The sequence below is a fragment of the Paracnuella aquatica genome (assembly GCF_003332885.2).
GTDB classification, from domain to species: domain Bacteria; phylum Bacteroidota; class Bacteroidia; order Chitinophagales; family Chitinophagaceae; genus Flavisolibacter; species Flavisolibacter aquaticus.
Genome location: NZ_QOWJ01000002.1, coordinates 210187 through 229195, shown reverse-complemented (window position 1 = coordinate 229195; position 19009 = coordinate 210187). Strand labels below are relative to the sequence as shown.

Genomic DNA, 19009 nt, shown 5'->3' with positions numbered 1-19009 from the left:
TTCAGACCAAGCCTGCATCCATTCCATTCTTTACTGTCTTTCCTGTCTTTCCCGTCTTCGGACCTCCGTCTTCCGACTTCGGACTACTCATACACCCCGCTTTTCAGCATCACTTCCTGCATGCCTTTGAGCATGGTTTTCCAGATGGTGGCAAAAAAAGATTGGTTGGAGGGGCGGGCATATACCACTTCGTTGCCGTGCCGCACCACGCCATCGGGGCCGGGATTGCTGGGGTAGAGTGTAAACTTGTTGAGCAGTTTAGTGAGCAGTTTTTTGGTTTTCAGTGCGCCGGTTTCATCGTCAATAGTGCGCAGGATCACGGCCATGTTTGAATAGCGCATTTCCACCCGTCCGTAGCCGCGGTAGCTGTCGCCGCGCAGTGCAAACTTGATGTCGTCGATTTTGCCCGATGTAAGTTCGGTGTTGCCGAGCGGCATGGCCACCGTATTGAGCTGCGCGGCCGTTACATTTCTGGCCCTGCCCGATACAGCCCATTCGCCATCAGCCGAGTCGAGGTAAAAAGTAAAATGGGCCTCCAGCGGGCTATTTTCTAAAATGTTGGTGTTCATCTGCGCCACACACAAGGGGTCTTTCTGGATTCGTGCCGGCAGGTTGGTTACATTGTTTACCAGTAGGTTGGTGCCCCTAAACGTGAGTGTTCCCTCCTTGTCTGTTTTTTCGCCCCGCTCGGTGTAGCTCAGGTCGCCGTTTTTTACATGCAGCGTACGCACATCAATAGCCATGGGTGCATGCAGCAGCCGCTGGTGAGGGTAAGTGCCCAGTTTACTTACATACTCCGGCGGCAGCGTTTTATCCAGGTAAATTTCTAGGTCCGGTTGCACCACCACGGCACTGTCGGCCACAATAATATTGTCGTGAATAAAGCGATCAAGTCGCAGGTTGGTAAAATAAGCCTTGTTGGTAGTCACCTCGTAGCGGCTCATGCGCCGGCCCATGGTTTTGTAAAATGTGGCCAGGTCGAGGGTTGGCTGCAGGGTAAAATTGGCCAGTTCCAGGTAGCGGTCGCCCGACGAATAGTAAAGCTGCTCCGCCGCCATGTTGTACAACGAATCGGGGGTGCGGTAAGAAAGGTCGGCAAACCGCAGCGTGATGTTTTTGGTAAATACAATACGCGATGTATCAGCAGCGGCCGCCGAATCTACCCGCACATTGTTGAACTGGGCCACACAGCGATCGAACTGCAGTTGCACCGATTCGGATGTATCGGCGTTGGCATAGAGCAGTTTTATTCCGTCCAGGTTGATGCGGTCGACCTGAATGCTGCGGATGGCCGGCTGCAGCATTTTCCACAGCGGCTGTGCGTTGCTGGCAATATTGTTGGGCCGCACATGCCGCGACAGCCGAACGTTTGCTTCTTTTGAACCGATTTCCGTGATTTCTATACGCTTGCTGAACAGGAGGCGGAACACGCTGAGCCCGCTGATATATCCACGCTGCAGTTGCAGCTCCATAGTGAGCGACGGCAGTGCATGGGCCGCATCGAGCCGGCGGTAATGACTGCTGTCAATGTCGATGCGCAGGTTTTCGACCGTTACATTGCCGCCAAAAAAGTTTGCTTTCAGGTTGCCCAGTTCGTAGCGGTACAAACTGTCGGAGCCCTGGATGATGAGGGTATGCAGGCGTTCGCGGAGCATGGGCGTTACCAGCCGGTTGGCCATGAGCAGGAGTATGGCAAAAACCAACCCCAGAAAGATCGCAGCTATCCCTATTATTGTTTTCCACCGCCTGTTTCGCCACGCCATGCACCAGTGATGAAATTGGCATGCCAGAACGGGAGGGAATATCGAACAGATGAACAAGGAACAGAGGAATGATGAAGTTGAGGGAAGAATAACGAACAAGGAACAAGGAATGTTGAATGACGAAGGGAATGATGAATTGGAAATGATGAGTTATGAATTAGTGAGCCGGCTCGTTAAAAGAGAAATGCAAAAATTTGACACAAAGAAATGAACAAAAAAAGGTGGGCATGGCCCACACCTGTTGGTAGCGAATAATGTTTTCAGGTAAATATCATTTTCGTTGATCGTAGATCAACCCTATGGAATGGTTAGATGCGGCAACGACAGACGATAAGAGCAGGTTTGGGCTACGCCCAAATTGATGCCAATAAAATGTCATGCTACCAATGGTTGTGGGCTACGCCCACTGGCTACAAACCATATACTTTTTGTTAACCGACATTATTTTGTCCATACAATACCGCCATTTGCACCACGACAACCAATAATCAATAACCGGCTGTTCCCCTTCTGCGGTTCGCCATTCCTTGTTCCTTGTTCGTTATTCTCCCCTCGACTTCATCATTCCTCTGTTCCTTGTTCATCTGTTCGATATTCCTTACTCCATCACAAACCGGTAACCGATGCCTTTGATGGTAATGATTTCAATAGCGGGGTCGGCTTTGAGATAGCCGCGCAGTTTGGTCACATACACATCGAGGGTGCGGCTGTTGAAAAAAGAATCGGAGCCCCAGAGCAGGATGAGGATATCGCGGCGCTCCACAATATTGTTGCGGTTTTGGTACAACAGTTTCAGCAATTCACTTTCGCGGTATGATAGTTTGCGTTCTTCTTCGTCGCCGGAAAGAGTTTGGCGCCGCAGGTTAAACACCAGTTTACCCAACCGCACTTCCTCGGCTTGCAGATCAGGATCAGCACCCCTGTTTTTGAGCACATTTTCAATGCGCACCAGCAACTCCTCCATGCTAAACGGCTTGCGGATATAATCGTTGCCGCCCAGTTTAAAGCCAGCTACCACATCCCGCACTTCTGACTTTGCCGTCAGAAATATAATGGGCACCGATGCATCCAGCTCCCTGATCTCGTCGGCAATGGCAAAACCATCTTTGCCCGGAAGCATAATGTCCAGCAGGCACACGTTCGGCTTTTCCTTTACAAAAGCATCCACGGCTTCCATACCATCGTGTATGCCAATCACATCGTAACCTTTATCGCGCAGCGTATCGGTTACAATGCGGGCCATAAACATTTCGTCTTCTACATACAAAACGCGGGGCTTGCTCATGCGGGTTGTTTGGGTATGGTAATTACAAAACGGCTGCCCGTTCCTTCTTCCGAATCAACGCGGATGGTGCCTTTATGCTTTTCCACCACGTGGGCCACATAACTCAGGCCCAGGCCGTATCCTTTTGCGTTGTGCAAATTGCCGGTGGGCACCCGAAAGAATTTATCAAACACTTTATCGCGGTATTCTTTTGGAATGCCGATGCCGTTGTCGGCCACACACAGCTGCACCGAACCGCCGGCGTCTTTTACCAACACATCAATCTGTGGCTTGCCGTTGCTGTATTTAAGTGCATTGTCCATGAGGTTAAACAATACGCTGACGAGGTGCAGGCGGTCGCCTTCCAGCACGGTATCGCCTTCCTGCTCAACGGTTACGTTGGCACGGTACTTTTCAAACTGCAGCCGCATCGATGCCGTTACTTCATCCACCAGTTCCCGCATGTTGAGGCGCTCATATTTCAGGTCCACTTCTTTGGTTTCGAAAATGGAAAGCTTGAGCACTTTATCCACCAGCAGCGACAGACGTTGCAACTCGTTGTGCGAAATATCGAGGTACTCTTTAGTGCGCTGTTGGTCCATCGAGGCATTGAACGAGCGGAGTGCTTCAATGGCCACGCTAACCGTAGCAATGGGCGTTTTCAGCTCGTGGGTAATGTTCGAGATAAACTCGTTTTTAATATCGGTAAGGCGCTGCTGGTGCCGCAGGTTGCGGTACAGCAGGATAAATGAAAGGGCCGTAAATCCAACAATAAACAAGGAAAGAAAAATGGGCGCCATGATGCGGCGCATCAGGTAGAGGCCGGCCTGCTGCACTTCCAGTTGGTACGTTACCGGGTGCAAAAATCCCAGCGTCACTTCATTAAAAGCGCGGCGTTCGCGGTCGCGTTCAAAACGGTTGATGACAAAAGACACATGGATGTTTTGCGAGTCGAGGCGCTGTGCATATACCGCCCTTACCTCGGAAAGTTTTACTGAATCCTGCGCTGCGTCCATTTCGTATAAAATGCGGAACAGGCGATCTTGTCGTGGTATTTTTTGGGCCAGGCTGTCGAGCGGCATGCTGGTTTGCCGCAGCGAGTCAGTGATGCGTTCGCGCAGCACATTCATCATGGCCGTTGTTTTTTGGTTGCGGCCCATTGGCCGTGTTACCACCGTACGCAGCGGATCCTGGTTTACATGGCTGCTGTCGGTGTTCAGCTTCAGCTTGGTGGCCTGCAGGCTGTGCACCGTTTCGCGAAACATCCAGTTGGTGCGCATCTCCAGGTTACGCCGTTCCTGATCGTAGGTATTGTACAACCAATAAATTTGGAAGGCGGCAATGCCCACGATGGTTACACCCAGCAAAACCGGCAACCATTTGATATGACTGATGCGACGCATAGTTACAAATGTATCCTATTCGCCTACCGTTCATCCTGATGTTAACCATTATTAACGTAGCTGAAATCCCGCATTTTAACAGGCACCGAAATTTTTCGTAAACTTTGTTTCATGACCCGATTTTTACTTGCCATGGGCACGCTGCTTTTTGCTATGCCGGCGCTGGCCCAGATGAAAGAAGGAAAAGTGGTGTACGAACGTACCATGCAGTTTCAGATGCGCTTGCAAAATGTGGATCCGGCGGTGGCCAACAACCTGCCCCGCAGCCGCACCGATCGCTTTGAATTATCATTTACCCCGGCTAAAACCCTTTGGGAATCGCTGCCCGATATGGAAGAAGGCGAAGGCGGTGGTGGCCCCGGCGGCGGCATGTTTATGCGCTTTGGCGGCGACGATTATGTGTACACCAACCTTGAAACCGGCGTATCGGTAGCCAAGCAGGAACTGGCATCGAAAAACTATATTGTTACCGACAGCCTGCGCAAACTGGCCTGGAAATTAACAGACGAAACAAAGCCCATCCTGAACTATAAAGCCCGCAAAGCCGTGGCTCAGCGCATTGGGACCCGCTTTGTGATGAATATGGAAAACGGTGAAATGAAACGCAAGGAAGTGGCCGACACGGCCAGCATCACTGCCTGGTTTACCACCGAAATTCCTGTTCCGGCCGGACCCGAATTTAACGGGCAACTGCCCGGCCTGATCCTGGAGCTTGAAATGAATGCAGGCCGCATGGTGTACAAAGCAGTGGAGATCAGCCCCAAAGTAAATGCGGGAAACATTAAAGAACCGAAAGGCGGCAAATCCATTACAGCAGCGGATTTTGCGCTGGAACGCAATAAGATGTTTGAAGAAATGCGCCGCAATATGCCGCGTGGCGGTCCCGGTGGCGGTGGCCAACGCATTGTGATTCAAGGCAATTAGAATTTGGTTTACAAAAGCTAAAAAAAGGGAAAGCATTCAGCTTTCCCTTTTCCTTTTAAGCCAATAAATAGCACCAAAGCTTTTTCAACAGCCATCAACATTGCTTCAACTATTGGCTGCGTTTACTGAACAGCATTTGCTCTATTCATCGCCGGCGCCGGCTTCGTCATCGTCCCGCTCTTTGTCGTACACCAGCAGCTGCACTTTCCACTCCGGAAATTCAAACTGCATCGACACATCTACCCGCAGCTTTTGGTACTGCGTAGGCGGTGCCACCAGGGCCAGTGTGCTTACCGCAAAGCCGCGGCTTTCGTCCGCCTCCTGGTAGTTGCCCCGCAAGGTGTACTGGTCTTTTAAGTAAAAAAGATTGGCACCCTTGATCTGCTGGTACAGCCACTTGTATTTTTTGGCTGCCGCCACATAATCTTCGGTGGTGTACAACAAGGCCTGCCAGCTATACACTGGTTTGCTGCCCGAAGAATAAGCAATGATGGAACAATGGTCGGCATCAGCGATCTTAATCTTGGAACGATACTCGGTAGACTGCGGGTTGCGGTCCACCACCTCGCCGCGAATGGCTGCAAACTGAGCTGGGTAGTCGTCCACTACTTTTTGCAGGTCGGCACGGATGCCGGTTGGAACGGGGAAACGAATTTGTGCGAAAGAAATCTGGGAAATAAATAGAATTAATGTAATACAAAGGGTACATTTTCGTTTCATAAGCAGGATTTTGGCGTAAATTATAGAATTTTTCCACAGTCAAAAGCCGTTTTATCCACATTTATTCATATCTTGAAAGCTCATCATATCGCCATATAAAATATACCTGTATGAAAAACAAAAACATCGTCCATGCCCGCCAGAAAGCTGAGATCTACAAAGATTACTATCGTCCATCCATCAACCCACTGCGGTTTTTGAAATCCGTACTGGGTGTGCTGTTCTTTGGATCGGGCACAGCAGCCAATAGTTATAACCCCAAAAACAGGGGCCTGTAACCGGCTTTATTTTTTTACCCGTATTGTTTTTTTAGTCTCGACATAAGCATACTGCATATAGCCTAGACTGTAACTTTTAAAATAAAAACACCCCGCAAATGCGGGGTATTTTTATTTTATGCACAGCTATTTTATGCGCAGCACATTTTATGTATCGGTAATGAACAGCAAGCTCCAGGCAACAATAGCCTGAAGCTTGCGGACTGCATTTATTGCATGCCCCTGCCGCCACCAAAGTTACCCCCACCCATGCGCATCATTTGGTTGCCGCCACGCTGGTTGCCCTGCGTGTTGCCCATGCGATTGAGGTTGTAGGTAAAGGTGAGCATGAAGTAGCGCTGCAATACGCTGTTCTGGATGTCTTCAATATAGTTGTCGGCCACGTTGCGGCTGATGGCGCGGTTCTGCTTCATGATGTCGAACACAGAGAGCTTCAACTCACCGCGGTTGTTTTTCAGCATCTGCCGGGCAAAAGAAGCATTCCACAAAAAGAAGCTTTGGTTGTAGCCCTGCGTAAGACCGGTTGTAGTTGTGTAATCGAGGTCGGTGCTCAGCACCCATTTCTGGCTAAAGATGTAGCTGATATCAGCCGAGGTAACATAAGTATAATACTCGTTGTTGCCTCTTGTGTTCAGCGTATTGCGGGTAAGGTTGTATGTAACACCACCGCTGAAACCAATGTCAAACTTCTCTTTGTAGTTATAGTTCACCCGAACGTTTTCGCCCAGTATCAGGTTGTTGGTATAGTTCTTCAACTCGCCGGCATAGCTGATGTTGCGGAACATGTTCATGGTGGTGGTGGTATTGATATTACCGCCTTTGATCTTGCTGATGGGCACACCAAAGTTGATCATACCATTCATGTTAAATGCACCGTCGGCGTTAACCGGGCGGCTCAATTGGATACCCGAGTCCAATTGCAGCACCTGGTTTACGATCTTGTTGTACGTGTTCGAAAAAGTAAACCGTGCAAACAAGTTGCGGTACTTCATCATGTCGAATGAATTGTACTGCATTGTAAAGTTGTTGCTGTACTCCTGGCGCAGGGAAGGGTTACCTTCTGTTTGATACAACGGGCTGCTTACATCGCGTATGGGCTGCAACTGTGTAACACTTGGCTGGTTGGTGCGGCCGCGGTATTCAAATCGGAAGTTTTTGGAGCGGGCAAAACGATAGTTGAACTGCGCCGAAGGAAACAGGTTCGTAAATGTTTGCGACAGCTGCGTTTTACGCGACAGGTTATTGCTGTTAAGCGTTAGCCTTTGCGCAGCCAAACCAAACTGGTAGTTATATTGCTTTTTCACCACACGCAGGTTGGCGCCAACGCGGTTACTTTCGTTTACATTTTCAAACAGGTTGGTTTGAAATGCATTCAACACATCAAACTTGCCGGTGCCGTTATTAAAATCATACACCTGCCGGTCGTTGCGGCTTGAGTTGTTGTTATACTGATAATTCAGCTCCAGCGTTTTGTCGCGGCCAATGGGCTCGGTGTAGGAAGCCGATGCACCATAGTTGTTGCTTTTATTATCCACGATGTTGATCTGGTTCACTACACTGTCGCGGAACTTGATGCCTTCCCTGTAATAACCAATATTTGAAAACGTGCTGCCGTTGCGATCGTTGTTGGAAATGCTGTTCGACAGGTTGATGGAAAATGTGCGGCCACGCTTGGCAAACCGGTGGCGGAACAGGAGGTTGTTGTTGAAGCTGTTGCCGGTACCGTTATTTTTTTGCAGCGTGGTATTATCCAGTTGCTTATAGGTAAGCTTTCCATTTTCCACCAAATTCTGTTGCTCGCTTGAGCGGTAGCTTTCGCTTTGCTGCAGCGATACGTTGGGCGTATATACAATAGAGTTGAACGAATCGATCGAATGTGTCAAGCGCAGGTTAAGGCGGTGGTTGGTGCCCTGGTTATTTGAAGTCACCGACTGCGGACGCAGCACCGTAGAGTCGCCACCAAAGGTGCGGCGAAAGCTCGAACTGTTGTTTTCGGTATTGGTATTGTTGAAAAAATATGAACTCGTTACTTCGGTTTTTTTACCCCACAGATCGCTGTAGTTGAGGCCCGCCATGGTATTGCGGGTAATGCCGGGGCCACTGCCGCCGGTGTTGATGCCCGTTACATCGTTTTGCGTAAAGCCCTGGTTGTTTACGTTGTTGGAGCGGCTTACCAACGACAGTTTGGTAGCGCCTTTAAAATAAGATGCGTTTACATTCGCTTCATAGCGGTTGTCGGTGCCATAGCCTGCACCTGCACGGCCAAACACGCCTTTGTTTTTATCTTTTTTCAGCTTCAGGTTAATAGCCCTGGTGCGGTTGCCATCGTCCACGCCGCTAAACCTCGATTGCTCGCTGCCTTCTTCAAACACTTCTACGTTTTCGATCATGTCGGCAGTAAGGTTGCGGGTAGCCATTTTGGGGTCGTTGCCAAAAAACTCTTTGCCATCCACATAAATCTTTTGCACGTTCTCGCCCTGCGTTTTTACCGTACCGTCTTTTTCCACCTGCACGCCAGGCAGCTTTTTCAGGAGGTCTTCAACGGTAGCGTTGGGTTTTGTTTTAAATGCATCGGCCCTGAAGGCGAGTGTATCGCCTTTTACCTGGATGGGTGGCGTGCTGTTGATCACCACTTCGCCCAGTTGTTTGTATTCCTGGTCGGCATAAATGTTACCGAAATCTTTCACTGGCGCTTGTGCCGTTAAGCTAAATGGCTTTTGAATGCTGGGATAACCCTGGTAAGAAACCTGCAGTATATACACACCGGTATCGAGGTTTTTTATTTCGAAAAAGCCACTGTTAGAGGTAAGCGAAAAAGAAATAAGCGAGGAATCTTTGGCGCCCATTACCGAAACGGTTGCATCGTTCAGGCCCTGCTTGGAGGCAGAGTCGAGCAAGGTACCCCGGACAGAACCCGGAAATTTTTGTGCATACAGCGACTGGGCACTGCAAAAAGCAAAGACGGCCAAAAGTATAAAGCGGTACATAAGCAGGTGAATTGCCTACGAAGTTATTCGCAAGCCGCATCATTAAGGGTTAAAGAACGTTAAGACCTTGATGAACGGCACTGGCGCCACCAACAAAACCAAAAGCCTTCACTGATGGTGAAGGCTCCGGCCAGATTGAAACATTATTGATTACAACTCGGGAAATTCTTATTGAACAGCTATCAGCGTTGTGGTAGATGTAGTGTTGCCGGTAGTTTCCGCGCTTTTTACCAGGCCCACACCTTTGGCATACCACATGGTGTTTTGCATTACAGTGTTGGTAGCATTTGCTTCGCCAATTTTCATGCTCAATGTGCCTTTGAACGACCACTTCATGCAGTTCTTGAATGTGCCGGCAGGTGTGGTTACATCTTCAAAGCCGAGCACTTTACCATCGCTAAAAGTAAAGTCCATCGAGATCTCGTACTCATCTTCATCATCGTGCTGAATCCAGCCAATGTGCATGGGATCAGAAAACTGGATCACGTCATTCACTTTAGGGTTCGCAGGCAGCTTTTGCAGCAGCGGGAAACCCGTGATGGAGAAGTCAGATACATCCGGATCCTGCTCCATCTCCGCCAACACTTCTTTCAGATCGGCAGGCAACGTGTTGGCATAAACGATCTGGCTGCTGGTGTGGTGTACAAACGGGTTGAGTTTAGTGCCATCGTCGAAAGCCGTTTCATAATGAATCACTTTGCCGCCGGCCGAATCTTTTTGGTTCAACACACGCAGGTTGTGCTCCGAAATCTCACCGGCATCATCAGAGCGGTATTTCCATACTTTGTTGGTAGCGGTAGGAAAATAGCTTTGCTCCTGTGCGGGAGGGTTGCCACCGCCGCCGCCATTTCCGGGTGTGTCGTCGTCTTTTTCACAAGCAGTGAGCAACATGCCCATTGCCATTACAGCAAGCAGGTTGCGGGTCAATTTTTTGGCGATGGAGGGCACACGTGTGGCCATAGAGGTTGTGGTCATAAACAAGAAGTTTTGGTTTGTTTTTAAAAATTTTTGGTTGTGAGGTTGGTGTTTGGTGTTTTTGAATGGCGTTAGTTTCGGTTACTGGTGTTGGTTAGTTTTGGTTGTTGTTTGATTGCTTGGCAAAGATGCGGTGTGTGTTTGCTGCACACAACCACTTTGGTAACGAACGGTAAAAATGAGGGTCTGAGTTGAAGGGAATGGGGCATGAGCTGCAATGATGGCTTTTTGGAGAAGTCGGTTTTATACCGGGTTTATGCTTGGCCGCTAATATGTTGATTGATATGATGTTGCAACAGGGAATTTAGCTTTGCTTGGACCTACCTAAGTTTAAATACGGCACCATCCAAAGCCCACTTTCTATCAATAAAATAACAAAGGTGTAGCTTATTACTGCACCAATTCCATTGTACTTATCTAAGATATCACCCGCAATTTGTGTGACTAGATAAATTACTTGAGCATTATTCTAATCAATTTTGTCAGCCAATTCTGCTTCAATTTCTTTAACAGTTGGCAGCTTCCCTTTCAATGATGGAGGTATGTTTTCTGTTAGTTCATATTCGCTAACACCGATAGGCCGATTGATGCCCCGCAAGGCATATTCGGCTATCACTTTATTTCGTTCTTTACAAATTAATATCCCAATGGAAGGCCCATCAGTTGGATGCCGCAGGTTGTCATCTACAACATTGAGATAAAAATTAAGCTTGCTGGCGTATTCAGGAATGAACTTGCCGGTTTTTAATTCAATCACCACAAAACAGCGGAGCTTCAGGTGATAGAACAGAAGATCAATATAAAAATCCTCACCGCCTACTTCCAAATGATATTGGCGGCCTACATAGCTAAAACCTGCGCCCAACTCCAGCAAGAACTTGGTTATATGTTCAACCAATGCATTTTCTAAATCTTTCTCCTTGTATGCTTCACCCAAACTCAGGAAGTCAAACTTGTATGGGTCTTTCATGAGTTCCTTCGCTAGGTCGCTCTGAGGCTGCGGCAACGTAGTAGCAAAATTAGTGACTGCATTACCTTTTCTGCGGTACAAACCACTTTCTATCTGGTGTACCAGCACATTGCGGCTCCAGCCATGAACAGCTGTTTCGGTTATATAAAACAATCGTTCTTCGGGATCTTTTACTTTATCGAGTAACGTGATGTGATGATACCAAGTAATTTTTGCAAGCGGGTCTTGCACTTTTTGTACATCGGACAATTTTGCAAGTGGCACTTGCAAAATTTTATTTCCATCTTTTCTGTGAGCACCTACAGCAGGCTGTAAAAACAAAGGATAAGCATTTGCAAATTCCCGCATGTACCGCAAGTTTCGCGATGAAATGCCTTTCATATCCGGAAACTCACTGCGCAAGTCGCTGGCTAATTGCTCTACTACTTTTCCGCCCCAGCCTACGCTACCTTCCCTGTCAGCAATAGCTTTTCCCATCTTCCAATACAGCACCAGCAAATGCACATTTGCAGTAAGTGTTGCCTCTAGCCGGGCCGACTGAATTTCAGCTTTTAGCTGCGCTACAAATTCATTATAGTTAGCCGGCTGTTTCATATTTGAAAAATATTCAAACCTTTTCCAAGTGGTATGCTAGTGGCTAGGTAAGCGATATAAATACCAGCCTTTCAACGTGGTATTTATATCGCTTGTGTTATTAACTGAACAAGTACTCCACATCCTCCTTCGTCAGCGTTTTTACAAACGAAGAATCATCGGCGATCAGGTCTTTTGCCAGCAGGCGTTTGCGCTCCTGCAACTGCATGATCTTGTCTTCGATTGTGTCTTTACAAATCATGCGGTAAGCAAAAATGTTTTTTGTTTGTCCAATGCGGTGCGTACGGTCAATGGCTTGCTGCTCCACGGCGGGGTTCCACCATGGATCAACAATGTATACATAGTCGGCCGCAGTCAGGTTCAAACCCACGCCACCCGCTTTCAGCGAAATAAGAAACACCCGCACTTCATCATCGCCCTGGAAACTCCTGATTGCTTTTTCGCGGTCGGGTGCCGTGGTGCTGCCATCAAAATATTCGTACTTGATGCCCAAGCTATCCAGCTTTTCGCGGATGAGCGCCAGCATGCCTAGGAACTGCGAAAACACCAGCGCTTTGTGGTTCGAAATATTCTCTGTGATCTCCCGGCCCAATTCTTCCAACTTTATCGAGTGGTTTTCGAACCGCTCCGTTTCGTTTAAGATGGCCGGCGAATCGCAGATCTGGCGCAGCTTCATCAGGCCCTGCAAAATGGTGAGCTGCGATTTTTGAATACCCTGCTCCTCGATGGTGCCCATGATGCGGCTGCGGAAATCGTTGCGGTACGCATCGTAAATACGGCGCTGCTCGCCTTCCATTTCGCACCAAAGCACCATCTCTGTTTTGTCGGGCAGGTCTTTGGCCACCTGCTCTTTGGTGCGGCGCAATATGAACGGATACAACAGTTTGCGCAGGTGATCTTTTTGTTCCGCTTCGCCAAATTTATCAATGGGGATGGCAAATTCCTGGCGGAAAAATTCCATCGAACCCAGCATGCCAGGGTTGAGGAAATTCATTTGCGCATAAATATCAAATGTATTGTTCTGCAGCGGCGTACCACTCATGCATACACGGGTTTTTGCATTGAGCAGGGCCACGGCCTTGGTTACTTTCGATGCCGGGTTTTTAATCGCCTGGCTTTCATCAAGCACTACGCAATCAAACTTTGTGGCCACAAAAGTTTTGATGTCGCTGCGCAATGTGCCGTACGTGGTAATGATGATGTTGTGGTGTTGCAATGCATCCACGCTGCGGTTGCGCAATGGCCCGTGATGTATGTAGTAAGTAAGCCCCGGTGTAAACTTCTTGATCTCGTTTTCCCAGTTGTAAATAAGCGTAGTAGGACAAACAACCAACGCTGTTAACTCACCATCCTGGTCATCGTGGTAATGTTGTAAAAACGAAAGTGCTTGCACGGTTTTACCCAAACCCATGTCATCGGCCAGGATACCGCCCCAGCCTACTTCGCGCAGGTAGTTGAGCCATTGAAATCCGGCCACCTGGTAGGGGCGCAAAATGCGCTCCACCTGTTGTGGTGGCGGCACTTCACGGATGTCGTGAAAGTCGCGGAGCTTTTCGTATTTCGCTTCAAGTTGTATGGTCAGTTCTTCTTCATCGCGGTTTTCATACAGTTCGTCAATCACGCTGAGGTGATAGCGGGAAAGCTTCAGCGCATTGCCTTTGCCTTCGCCCACCCGAAACAGGAGTGAATATTTTTTAAGCCAGTCTTCGGGTAAAATGCCCAAGGTTCCATCGGCCAGTTGCACAAACTGCTGCTTGTTGGCAATGGCTTTTTTTACTTCGGCTACTGTTACCCGTTGGTCGCCAAAAAGTATGTCCACTTTTGCATCAAACCAATCAGTGTGGCTGCTGATGAAAATGTGCGTGGACGGCTTAGCGGTATTGAAACGAAAGTTCTTTAGTGATTCAAAACCAAACACGGGAACCTTGTGATCCTTCATGCTGTCCACAAAAAGAAAGAACCAGTTGTTCTTGAGCACATCGGCGCCTTTCAGGGCCAGCGCTGCGCCATCTTCAAACCTTACAAAGTTGGAGTGCAGCGTACGCAGCTTGTGCATGAATGCTTCTTCAGCATCGCGGTTGCGGTGCACCACCATTACTTTGCCGCCTTGCGGCACAATCAGTTCATCGCGGTCTTTGGGGCGTGTGTCAAAACCTTTGTAATTGAAAATGGGTTGAAACACCAGGTAGTCGCCTTTCTCCTGCAAGTACAGGCGCACATCCGGCTCACCGTCTTTTACCTCGCCAATCAGTTCGCGGCTAAAGTCCACTTTATAGTCGCGGCTCAGGGGCAAAATTTCTTTTTCCAACACCTGCGGCCAGGCCTCTGTGCTGTATGTTTTTACGCCGGTGCCGTATTGCATGGCAATGGTGGCGCCGTCGGTATTTTCCCACAGGTACACCTGGTGGTTGTATAAAAAAAACAGCGGCGTAGGCACTTCGTTATCGCTGAGCGAATAAGCAACGGCTTCGGGTTTGATGAAACATTCCACCGCAAAGTCGGCACCCTGGCGCTCCACCGAAAACTGCGGCAGCAGGGTATTGTTGTTGTATTCTACTTTTTGCAGGTTGGCCGTTTTAAAAGCCTGCCCTTGCGGCAACACAAAAATGGCCGCCTCGTTTTCGATGCAGATCTTTTTCAGCTTCGGCACAAAATATTCAAGGATCAGGGTCTTTGTTTCCTCGGGCAGTTCATCGCCTTCCTGGTGCACGATGTTTTCCCAAAAACCCGAGAACGGCGAGTTGCGGTTGATGTATTTGTTTACATCCGCCTCCTGCAGTTTGCGGGCATTGCTGATCAGGCTTCGGCCCCGTTCGTCATACCCGTCCAGGTCAATATATTTCGACAGTTCCAGCTTTTGCACGGTGCCCAAAAACTGGCCTTCTTCGTCCATTTCACCTTCTACCACATCCACGAAAAAATGCGGGTATGCAGGCCGGTTAAGGTTAAACACCACACCCAGTTGCCGTGTGGCGGTGGCCACTTCTTTTTGTACGGGCAGGGGCTGCGCCACCGGTGCCGGCGCTTCGGCACGGCGATAAGTGGGCAGCGGCGCCGGTGCAATAATGCGTTTGATGCTGGGATCAAGCACCCGCAGGTAAGGCTTGCCTTCTTTGTAATTAAACTCAAACTTGCCTTTCAGGTCGTCGCTCAACGAATAGCCATAGGCTTCCAGCAACTTGTTTTTTTCCTTGTCCCAGTTGCGGATGGTATCGAAATAATAAGGTCCTTCTTTTTGCAAAAAATAGAGGAACACGATGATCTTGGGCAGGCACAGCGGATGCTCTTCGTCTTCGTAATCGGACGAAGTATCGAAGGTGCGTTCTTCGTTGCGGCGGATGATGACATAATAATCGCGGCCATCGAGGGTTACGGTGGCTTTTACGGTTTCGTCTTTTGCGCTTTCAATTTTTGGCTTGCCCTTTTTCAAAAACGCCTCGGCATCCATCATCACCTCCGGCGAGCACATCATGCGCAGGGTTTTCAGCTCAATGCTGCGCATTTTGGCCACGGTGTGGTGCTGGTCGTATGCGGCATCGGCGGTATCAAGCAGGCCTTTATCCAACATCTCCTGCAGGCGCAGCAGGCCGGCCACTTCGTGGCGGCAAATGTCGCCCAGGTTGTACGGGCAGGCGCAGCGCAGCGAAAGCCCTTTGGGATCTTTATACTGCTGGATGTGCACTTTGTAAAAGGTGCCGTAGTTATCGTCTTTTACCCGAAAAACTGCGTTACCAAACAGCGGGTCGTGTTCCACCATGTCAACAAAGCCCATGGCATGGATCTTTTTTCCGCGGCGGATCACTTCATCTGTTCCCTGGGTATAGATGTATTTGAGTAAATGTGGTAAGGCCAAACGACGTTCTTTTAAGGGTGTAAGGGGTACTTGTATTGTTTTTTACATTCGCCACCCACCGGACCCAAAACAACGCTGCAAATGCCTGCACAATCCGGAAAGGGCAATTTGCAAAAGTAAAAGAAAGTAGGGGAGAAAAACTTGAAGAAAATTTGAAATTTATTGGCCCGGCAACAACATAGCGCTGCTACCGGGCCAGCGTAGGGCCGGCGGTTAAATCACCAGCCTTGCATCCTGGTAGTAAGGCAGCACATTGGCCAGGTCGGGGGTAAGGCAATGGCGTATATCGCGTTCCAGTCCAAAGTTCATGAGGCGGTGGTAGTGCGATGCGTTGTTTTGCTGCATAAAGCCAAACAGGTCGTCCTGCGCCAAGCCATACAGGTTGCGGGCCATTGCGGTGGCATCGCAGTTAATGGAAAAGTGTTTACCAATGCGGCTGGCCACAGCGCCGGCAAACAGCGTATCTTCCAGGTTCACACGGTCTTTCCAACCGGCGCAGCCCAATATCACGGCCTTGTTTTGCGCCACCAGGTGATCGCATACCGCAGACAGGTTTAAAAAGGCGCCGGTAACAATTTCCTGTGCGCCCCGGTTCAGCGCCATATGCAGCAGCTTGGTGCCGTTGGTGGTGGTAAGCACCAAGGTTTTGCCCCCAATAAAATCGCGGGGATACTCGAACGAAGAATTGCCGTATTGCAGGCCCGGTGCAATTTGCCCATCCCGTTCACCGGCAGTAATGCATTCTATTTCGCGGCCGTACTGTATGCAGCGCTCCACGGTATCAACCGGTATAATTTGCTTAGCGCCGTTGTACAATGCCGTGGCAATGGTGCTGGTTGCCCGCAGTACGTCAATTACTACAACAATGGTGTCTTTTACATCGTACAGCGGCAGCAGCGCCGGCGAAAGGCAGGTATATAACGAGGGTTTTTTGTTCATCTATTTTTATTGAAAAAAGAAGTGTTCAATTTGAAAATTCGGGGATTTGAAAATTTGAAAATGGATTGGAGGAACATTATGCAATTACTGACTACCATGATTATGAAACACCAAATAATAATCAATAATGATTAATTAATAATCCATGCCACACAGCAAGCATTTTCAAATTTTCAAATCACCACACCTTCAAATTTTCTTTAGCTAAACGGCAGCTTCACCACTTTTGCGGCCAGTTGTTTGTCCCGCACTTTTATGTAAATGGTGCTGTCGATATCGGCATGGGCCGTTTGCACATAACCCAAGCCTATGGCCTTGCCCAGGCTGGGCGACTGTGTGCCGGAAGTAACATAACCAATGGCATTGCCATCCGCATCGCAGATCTCGTAACCATGACGCGGAATACCTTTATTCACCATTTCAAAACCAGCCAGTTTACGCGTTACGCCGGCTTCTTTTTGCTGTTGCAAAATGTCTTTTGCAGTAAAATCGGGTTTAGCCAGTTTAGTGATCCAACCCAGGCCCGCTTCCAGCGGCGATGTGGTATCGTCGATATCATTTCCGTACAGGCAATAACCCATTTCCAGGCGCAGCGTATCACGGGCACCCAGGCCAATGGGCTTTAATCCCTGCGGACCGCCTGCTTCAAAAATGGCGTTCCATATTTTGTCGGCTGCGCCGTCTTTGTCTTCAAAATAAATTTCAACGCCGCCAGCACCGGTGTAGCCCGTTGCGGATATCACCACGTTTTTTACACCGGCAAATTCGCCGCGAACAAACGTGTAGTATTTCAGGTTCAGCACATCCATGCTGGTAAGCGGCTGCAGTATTTTGGTAGCATTGGGACCCTGCACGGCCAGCAGGCAAGTTTTGTCCGAAATGTTGTGCATTTCCACATTGCCGGTGTTGTGTTGCACAAACCAGTTCCAGTCTTTTTCAATGTTCGATGCGTTCACCACAATCATGTACACAGCTCCTTCTTCAATGCAATAAATGAGCAAGTCATCAATGATGCCGCCCTGCTCGTTGGTGAGGCAGCTGTACTGCGCTTTGCCCGCCACCAGCTTCGATGCATCGTTGGTGGTAATGCGCTGGATCAGCTCGAGTGCACCCGGCCCTTTGAGCATGAATTCGCCCATATGGCTTACATCAAACACGCCGGCAGCCTTGCGAACGGTGGCATGTTCATCGTTGATACCGGAATAAGAAATGGGCATATTGTAGCCTGCAAACGGAGCCATCTTAGCGCCCAACGCAATATGCTTGTGGGTGAACGGTGTATTTTTCATGAACGCATTTTTGAAGGGCAAAAGTAACTGTTAGTTCGGGGTTTCCTGCAGGTTGGTATTTGGGCAGTTGCGATAAAAAAAGGCTCCCAGGAATGGGAACCTTCTAAGCAAATGGCCAGCCGGCCATTTAACTTCAACCAAGGTTGTGGTGCACCGTGCAAAAGCGCCACTGCATACAAACCGCAAGTATGCTGCGGTGCGGCAAATATTATAGTTGCCGCAGGGTGGCCCTTTCCACCACTGCACCGTTTTCGCGTATGGTGAGGTGTTTTGTTTTTTGCCCGCTTTCGGGGCCAAATTCAAAGGTTAGGTCTCTTTCTTTTATAAAAAAACTGTGGTTGTTTGCTGCAAAAAGCGCAAACGATTGACCACCCACAGTGATGTGTAAATTGCTGCCGCTGCGTTTTACAACGATGGGACCTTTTGCGTTGCTGTTGTAGGTTCCTTCCAGCTTGTTCAGCGTTCGCCGCGATAGTTGCACTTCCTGCCGTTTGTTTTGGTACACCGCGGGTTTGTGATCGTAGCTCAGCACCCGCGACATTTTCCATTCGCCGCCACGCAATACCCATAGTTGTGTAAAACGTGCATGTCCGTCGAGGTACTCCGGCTTGCCGCCGTCCGTTACATAAAAAATATGCTCGCCGGAAATAAGGGCGCCGTACACAGCGCCGTTGCTATACATGGGAAACACCTGCACGGTACCGGCCACTGCCTCGCGGCGCAACTTATAACCCGGCGTGCCGCACATGCCCTTTTTTACGTTGGCCGAAAGCGTGGCCAGGCCTGTTGTAGCGCCGCCTTTATCGTGGTAAAATTCTACGTCTTCGGTAAACAGTGCATCCATGCCCGCAACATCGCAGCGGTTGTATGCAGCCCAAAAGGCGCTGTCTTTTTGAATAATAGTCGAACTGATATCTCCCTGCTGCGCCTGTGCCACTACCGGTTGCGCATAACCTAAAAACAAGGTAACTGCGGCAATGATGGGTGTGCTGAACGATTTCATAATGCTGGTGTTTTGATGGGTGTGCAAGGCATAACACAGGGAGCGGG

The 19009-nt window shown here is 49.1% G+C and carries 14 protein-coding genes; 3 read left to right on the top strand and 11 right to left on the bottom strand.

Features of this window, described 5'->3' with window-relative positions; genetic code table 11:
* Positions 1–83 precede the first annotated feature (83 nt).
* Positions 84–1679, bottom strand: coding sequence for an AsmA family protein (locus DRJ53_RS05745; RefSeq protein ID WP_114234640.1), 1596 nt, complete (start codon positions 1677–1679; stop codon positions 84–86).
* Between the two features lie 133 nt (positions 1680–1812).
* Here DRJ53_RS05745 and DRJ53_RS21235 point away from each other — a divergent pair, with 133 nt between their 5' ends.
* On the top strand, positions 1813–1974 hold the full coding sequence (locus tag DRJ53_RS21235; RefSeq protein WP_155523192.1) for a hypothetical protein: 162 nt from the start codon (positions 1813–1815) through the stop codon (positions 1972–1974).
* Positions 1975–2361: 387 nt separating this feature from the next.
* On the opposite strand, the gene DRJ53_RS05740 is transcribed toward DRJ53_RS21235, so the two are convergent.
* Together DRJ53_RS05740 and DRJ53_RS05735 are read right to left on the bottom strand one after the other, a co-directional pair.
* A complete protein-coding gene (locus DRJ53_RS05740; RefSeq protein WP_114234639.1) occupies positions 2362–3048 on the bottom strand; it encodes a response regulator transcription factor in 687 nt (228 codons plus the stop codon).
* Complete coding sequence (locus DRJ53_RS05735) at positions 3045–4430, bottom strand: sensor histidine kinase (RefSeq protein ID WP_114234638.1); 1386 nt, start codon at positions 4428–4430, stop codon at positions 3045–3047. The genes DRJ53_RS05740 and DRJ53_RS05735 overlap by 4 nt, the downstream gene beginning before the upstream one ends.
* Before the next feature lie 111 nt (positions 4431–4541).
* Here DRJ53_RS05735 and DRJ53_RS05730 point away from each other — a divergent pair, with 111 nt between their 5' ends.
* Positions 4542–5354 carry a GLPGLI family protein gene (locus DRJ53_RS05730; RefSeq protein WP_114234637.1) on the top strand — a complete coding sequence of 271 codons (813 nt, stop codon included), beginning with the start codon at positions 4542–4544 and terminating at the stop codon, positions 5352–5354.
* Between the two features lie 141 nt (positions 5355–5495).
* Here DRJ53_RS05730 and DRJ53_RS05725 read toward each other — a convergent pair whose 3' ends face one another.
* On the bottom strand, positions 5496–6074 hold the full coding sequence (locus tag DRJ53_RS05725; protein ID WP_114234636.1) for a hypothetical protein: 579 nt from the start codon (positions 6072–6074) through the stop codon (positions 5496–5498).
* A gap of 110 nt (positions 6075–6184) precedes the next feature.
* Between DRJ53_RS05725 and DRJ53_RS21230 the strand changes: the two genes are divergently transcribed.
* On the top strand, positions 6185–6352 hold the full coding sequence (locus tag DRJ53_RS21230) for a hypothetical protein (protein WP_155523191.1): 168 nt from the start codon (positions 6185–6187) through the stop codon (positions 6350–6352).
* A 209-nt stretch (positions 6353–6561) separates the two neighbouring features.
* On the opposite strand, the gene DRJ53_RS05720 is transcribed toward DRJ53_RS21230, so the two are convergent.
* The 7 genes from DRJ53_RS05720 to DRJ53_RS05690 all read right to left on the bottom strand — a co-directional run bounded on the left by DRJ53_RS05720 (position 6562) and on the right by DRJ53_RS05690 (position 18962).
* A complete protein-coding gene (locus tag DRJ53_RS05720; protein WP_114234635.1) occupies positions 6562–9339 on the bottom strand; it encodes an outer membrane beta-barrel family protein in 2778 nt (925 codons plus the stop codon).
* Between the two features lie 168 nt (positions 9340–9507).
* Positions 9508–10314 carry a TapB family protein gene (locus DRJ53_RS05715; RefSeq protein WP_114234634.1) on the bottom strand — a complete coding sequence of 269 codons (807 nt, stop codon included), beginning with the start codon at positions 10312–10314 and terminating at the stop codon, positions 9508–9510.
* 469 nt (positions 10315–10783) lie between these two features.
* Positions 10784–11878: a PDDEXK nuclease domain-containing protein gene (locus tag DRJ53_RS05710; RefSeq protein ID WP_114234633.1), complete on the bottom strand. Its 1095-nt coding sequence runs from the start codon at positions 11876–11878 to the stop codon at positions 10784–10786.
* A 100-nt stretch (positions 11879–11978) separates the two neighbouring features.
* Positions 11979–15731 (bottom strand): DEAD/DEAH box helicase, encoded by a 3753-nt coding sequence (locus DRJ53_RS05705; protein ID WP_114234632.1) that lies wholly within the window; start codon positions 15729–15731, stop codon positions 11979–11981.
* Between the two features lie 213 nt (positions 15732–15944).
* Positions 15945–16670 carry a 2-phosphosulfolactate phosphatase gene (locus DRJ53_RS05700; RefSeq protein WP_114234631.1) on the bottom strand — a complete coding sequence of 242 codons (726 nt, stop codon included), beginning with the start codon at positions 16668–16670 and terminating at the stop codon, positions 15945–15947.
* Between the two features lie 200 nt (positions 16671–16870).
* On the bottom strand, positions 16871–17959 hold the full coding sequence (gene gcvT, locus DRJ53_RS05695) for a glycine cleavage system aminomethyltransferase GcvT (RefSeq protein WP_114234630.1): 1089 nt from the start codon (positions 17957–17959) through the stop codon (positions 16871–16873).
* Between the two features lie 208 nt (positions 17960–18167).
* Entirely contained in the window at positions 18168–18962 is a 795-nt protein-coding gene (locus DRJ53_RS05690; protein WP_114234629.1) for a nuclear transport factor 2 family protein, read from the bottom strand.
* Positions 18963–19009 lie beyond the last annotated feature (47 nt).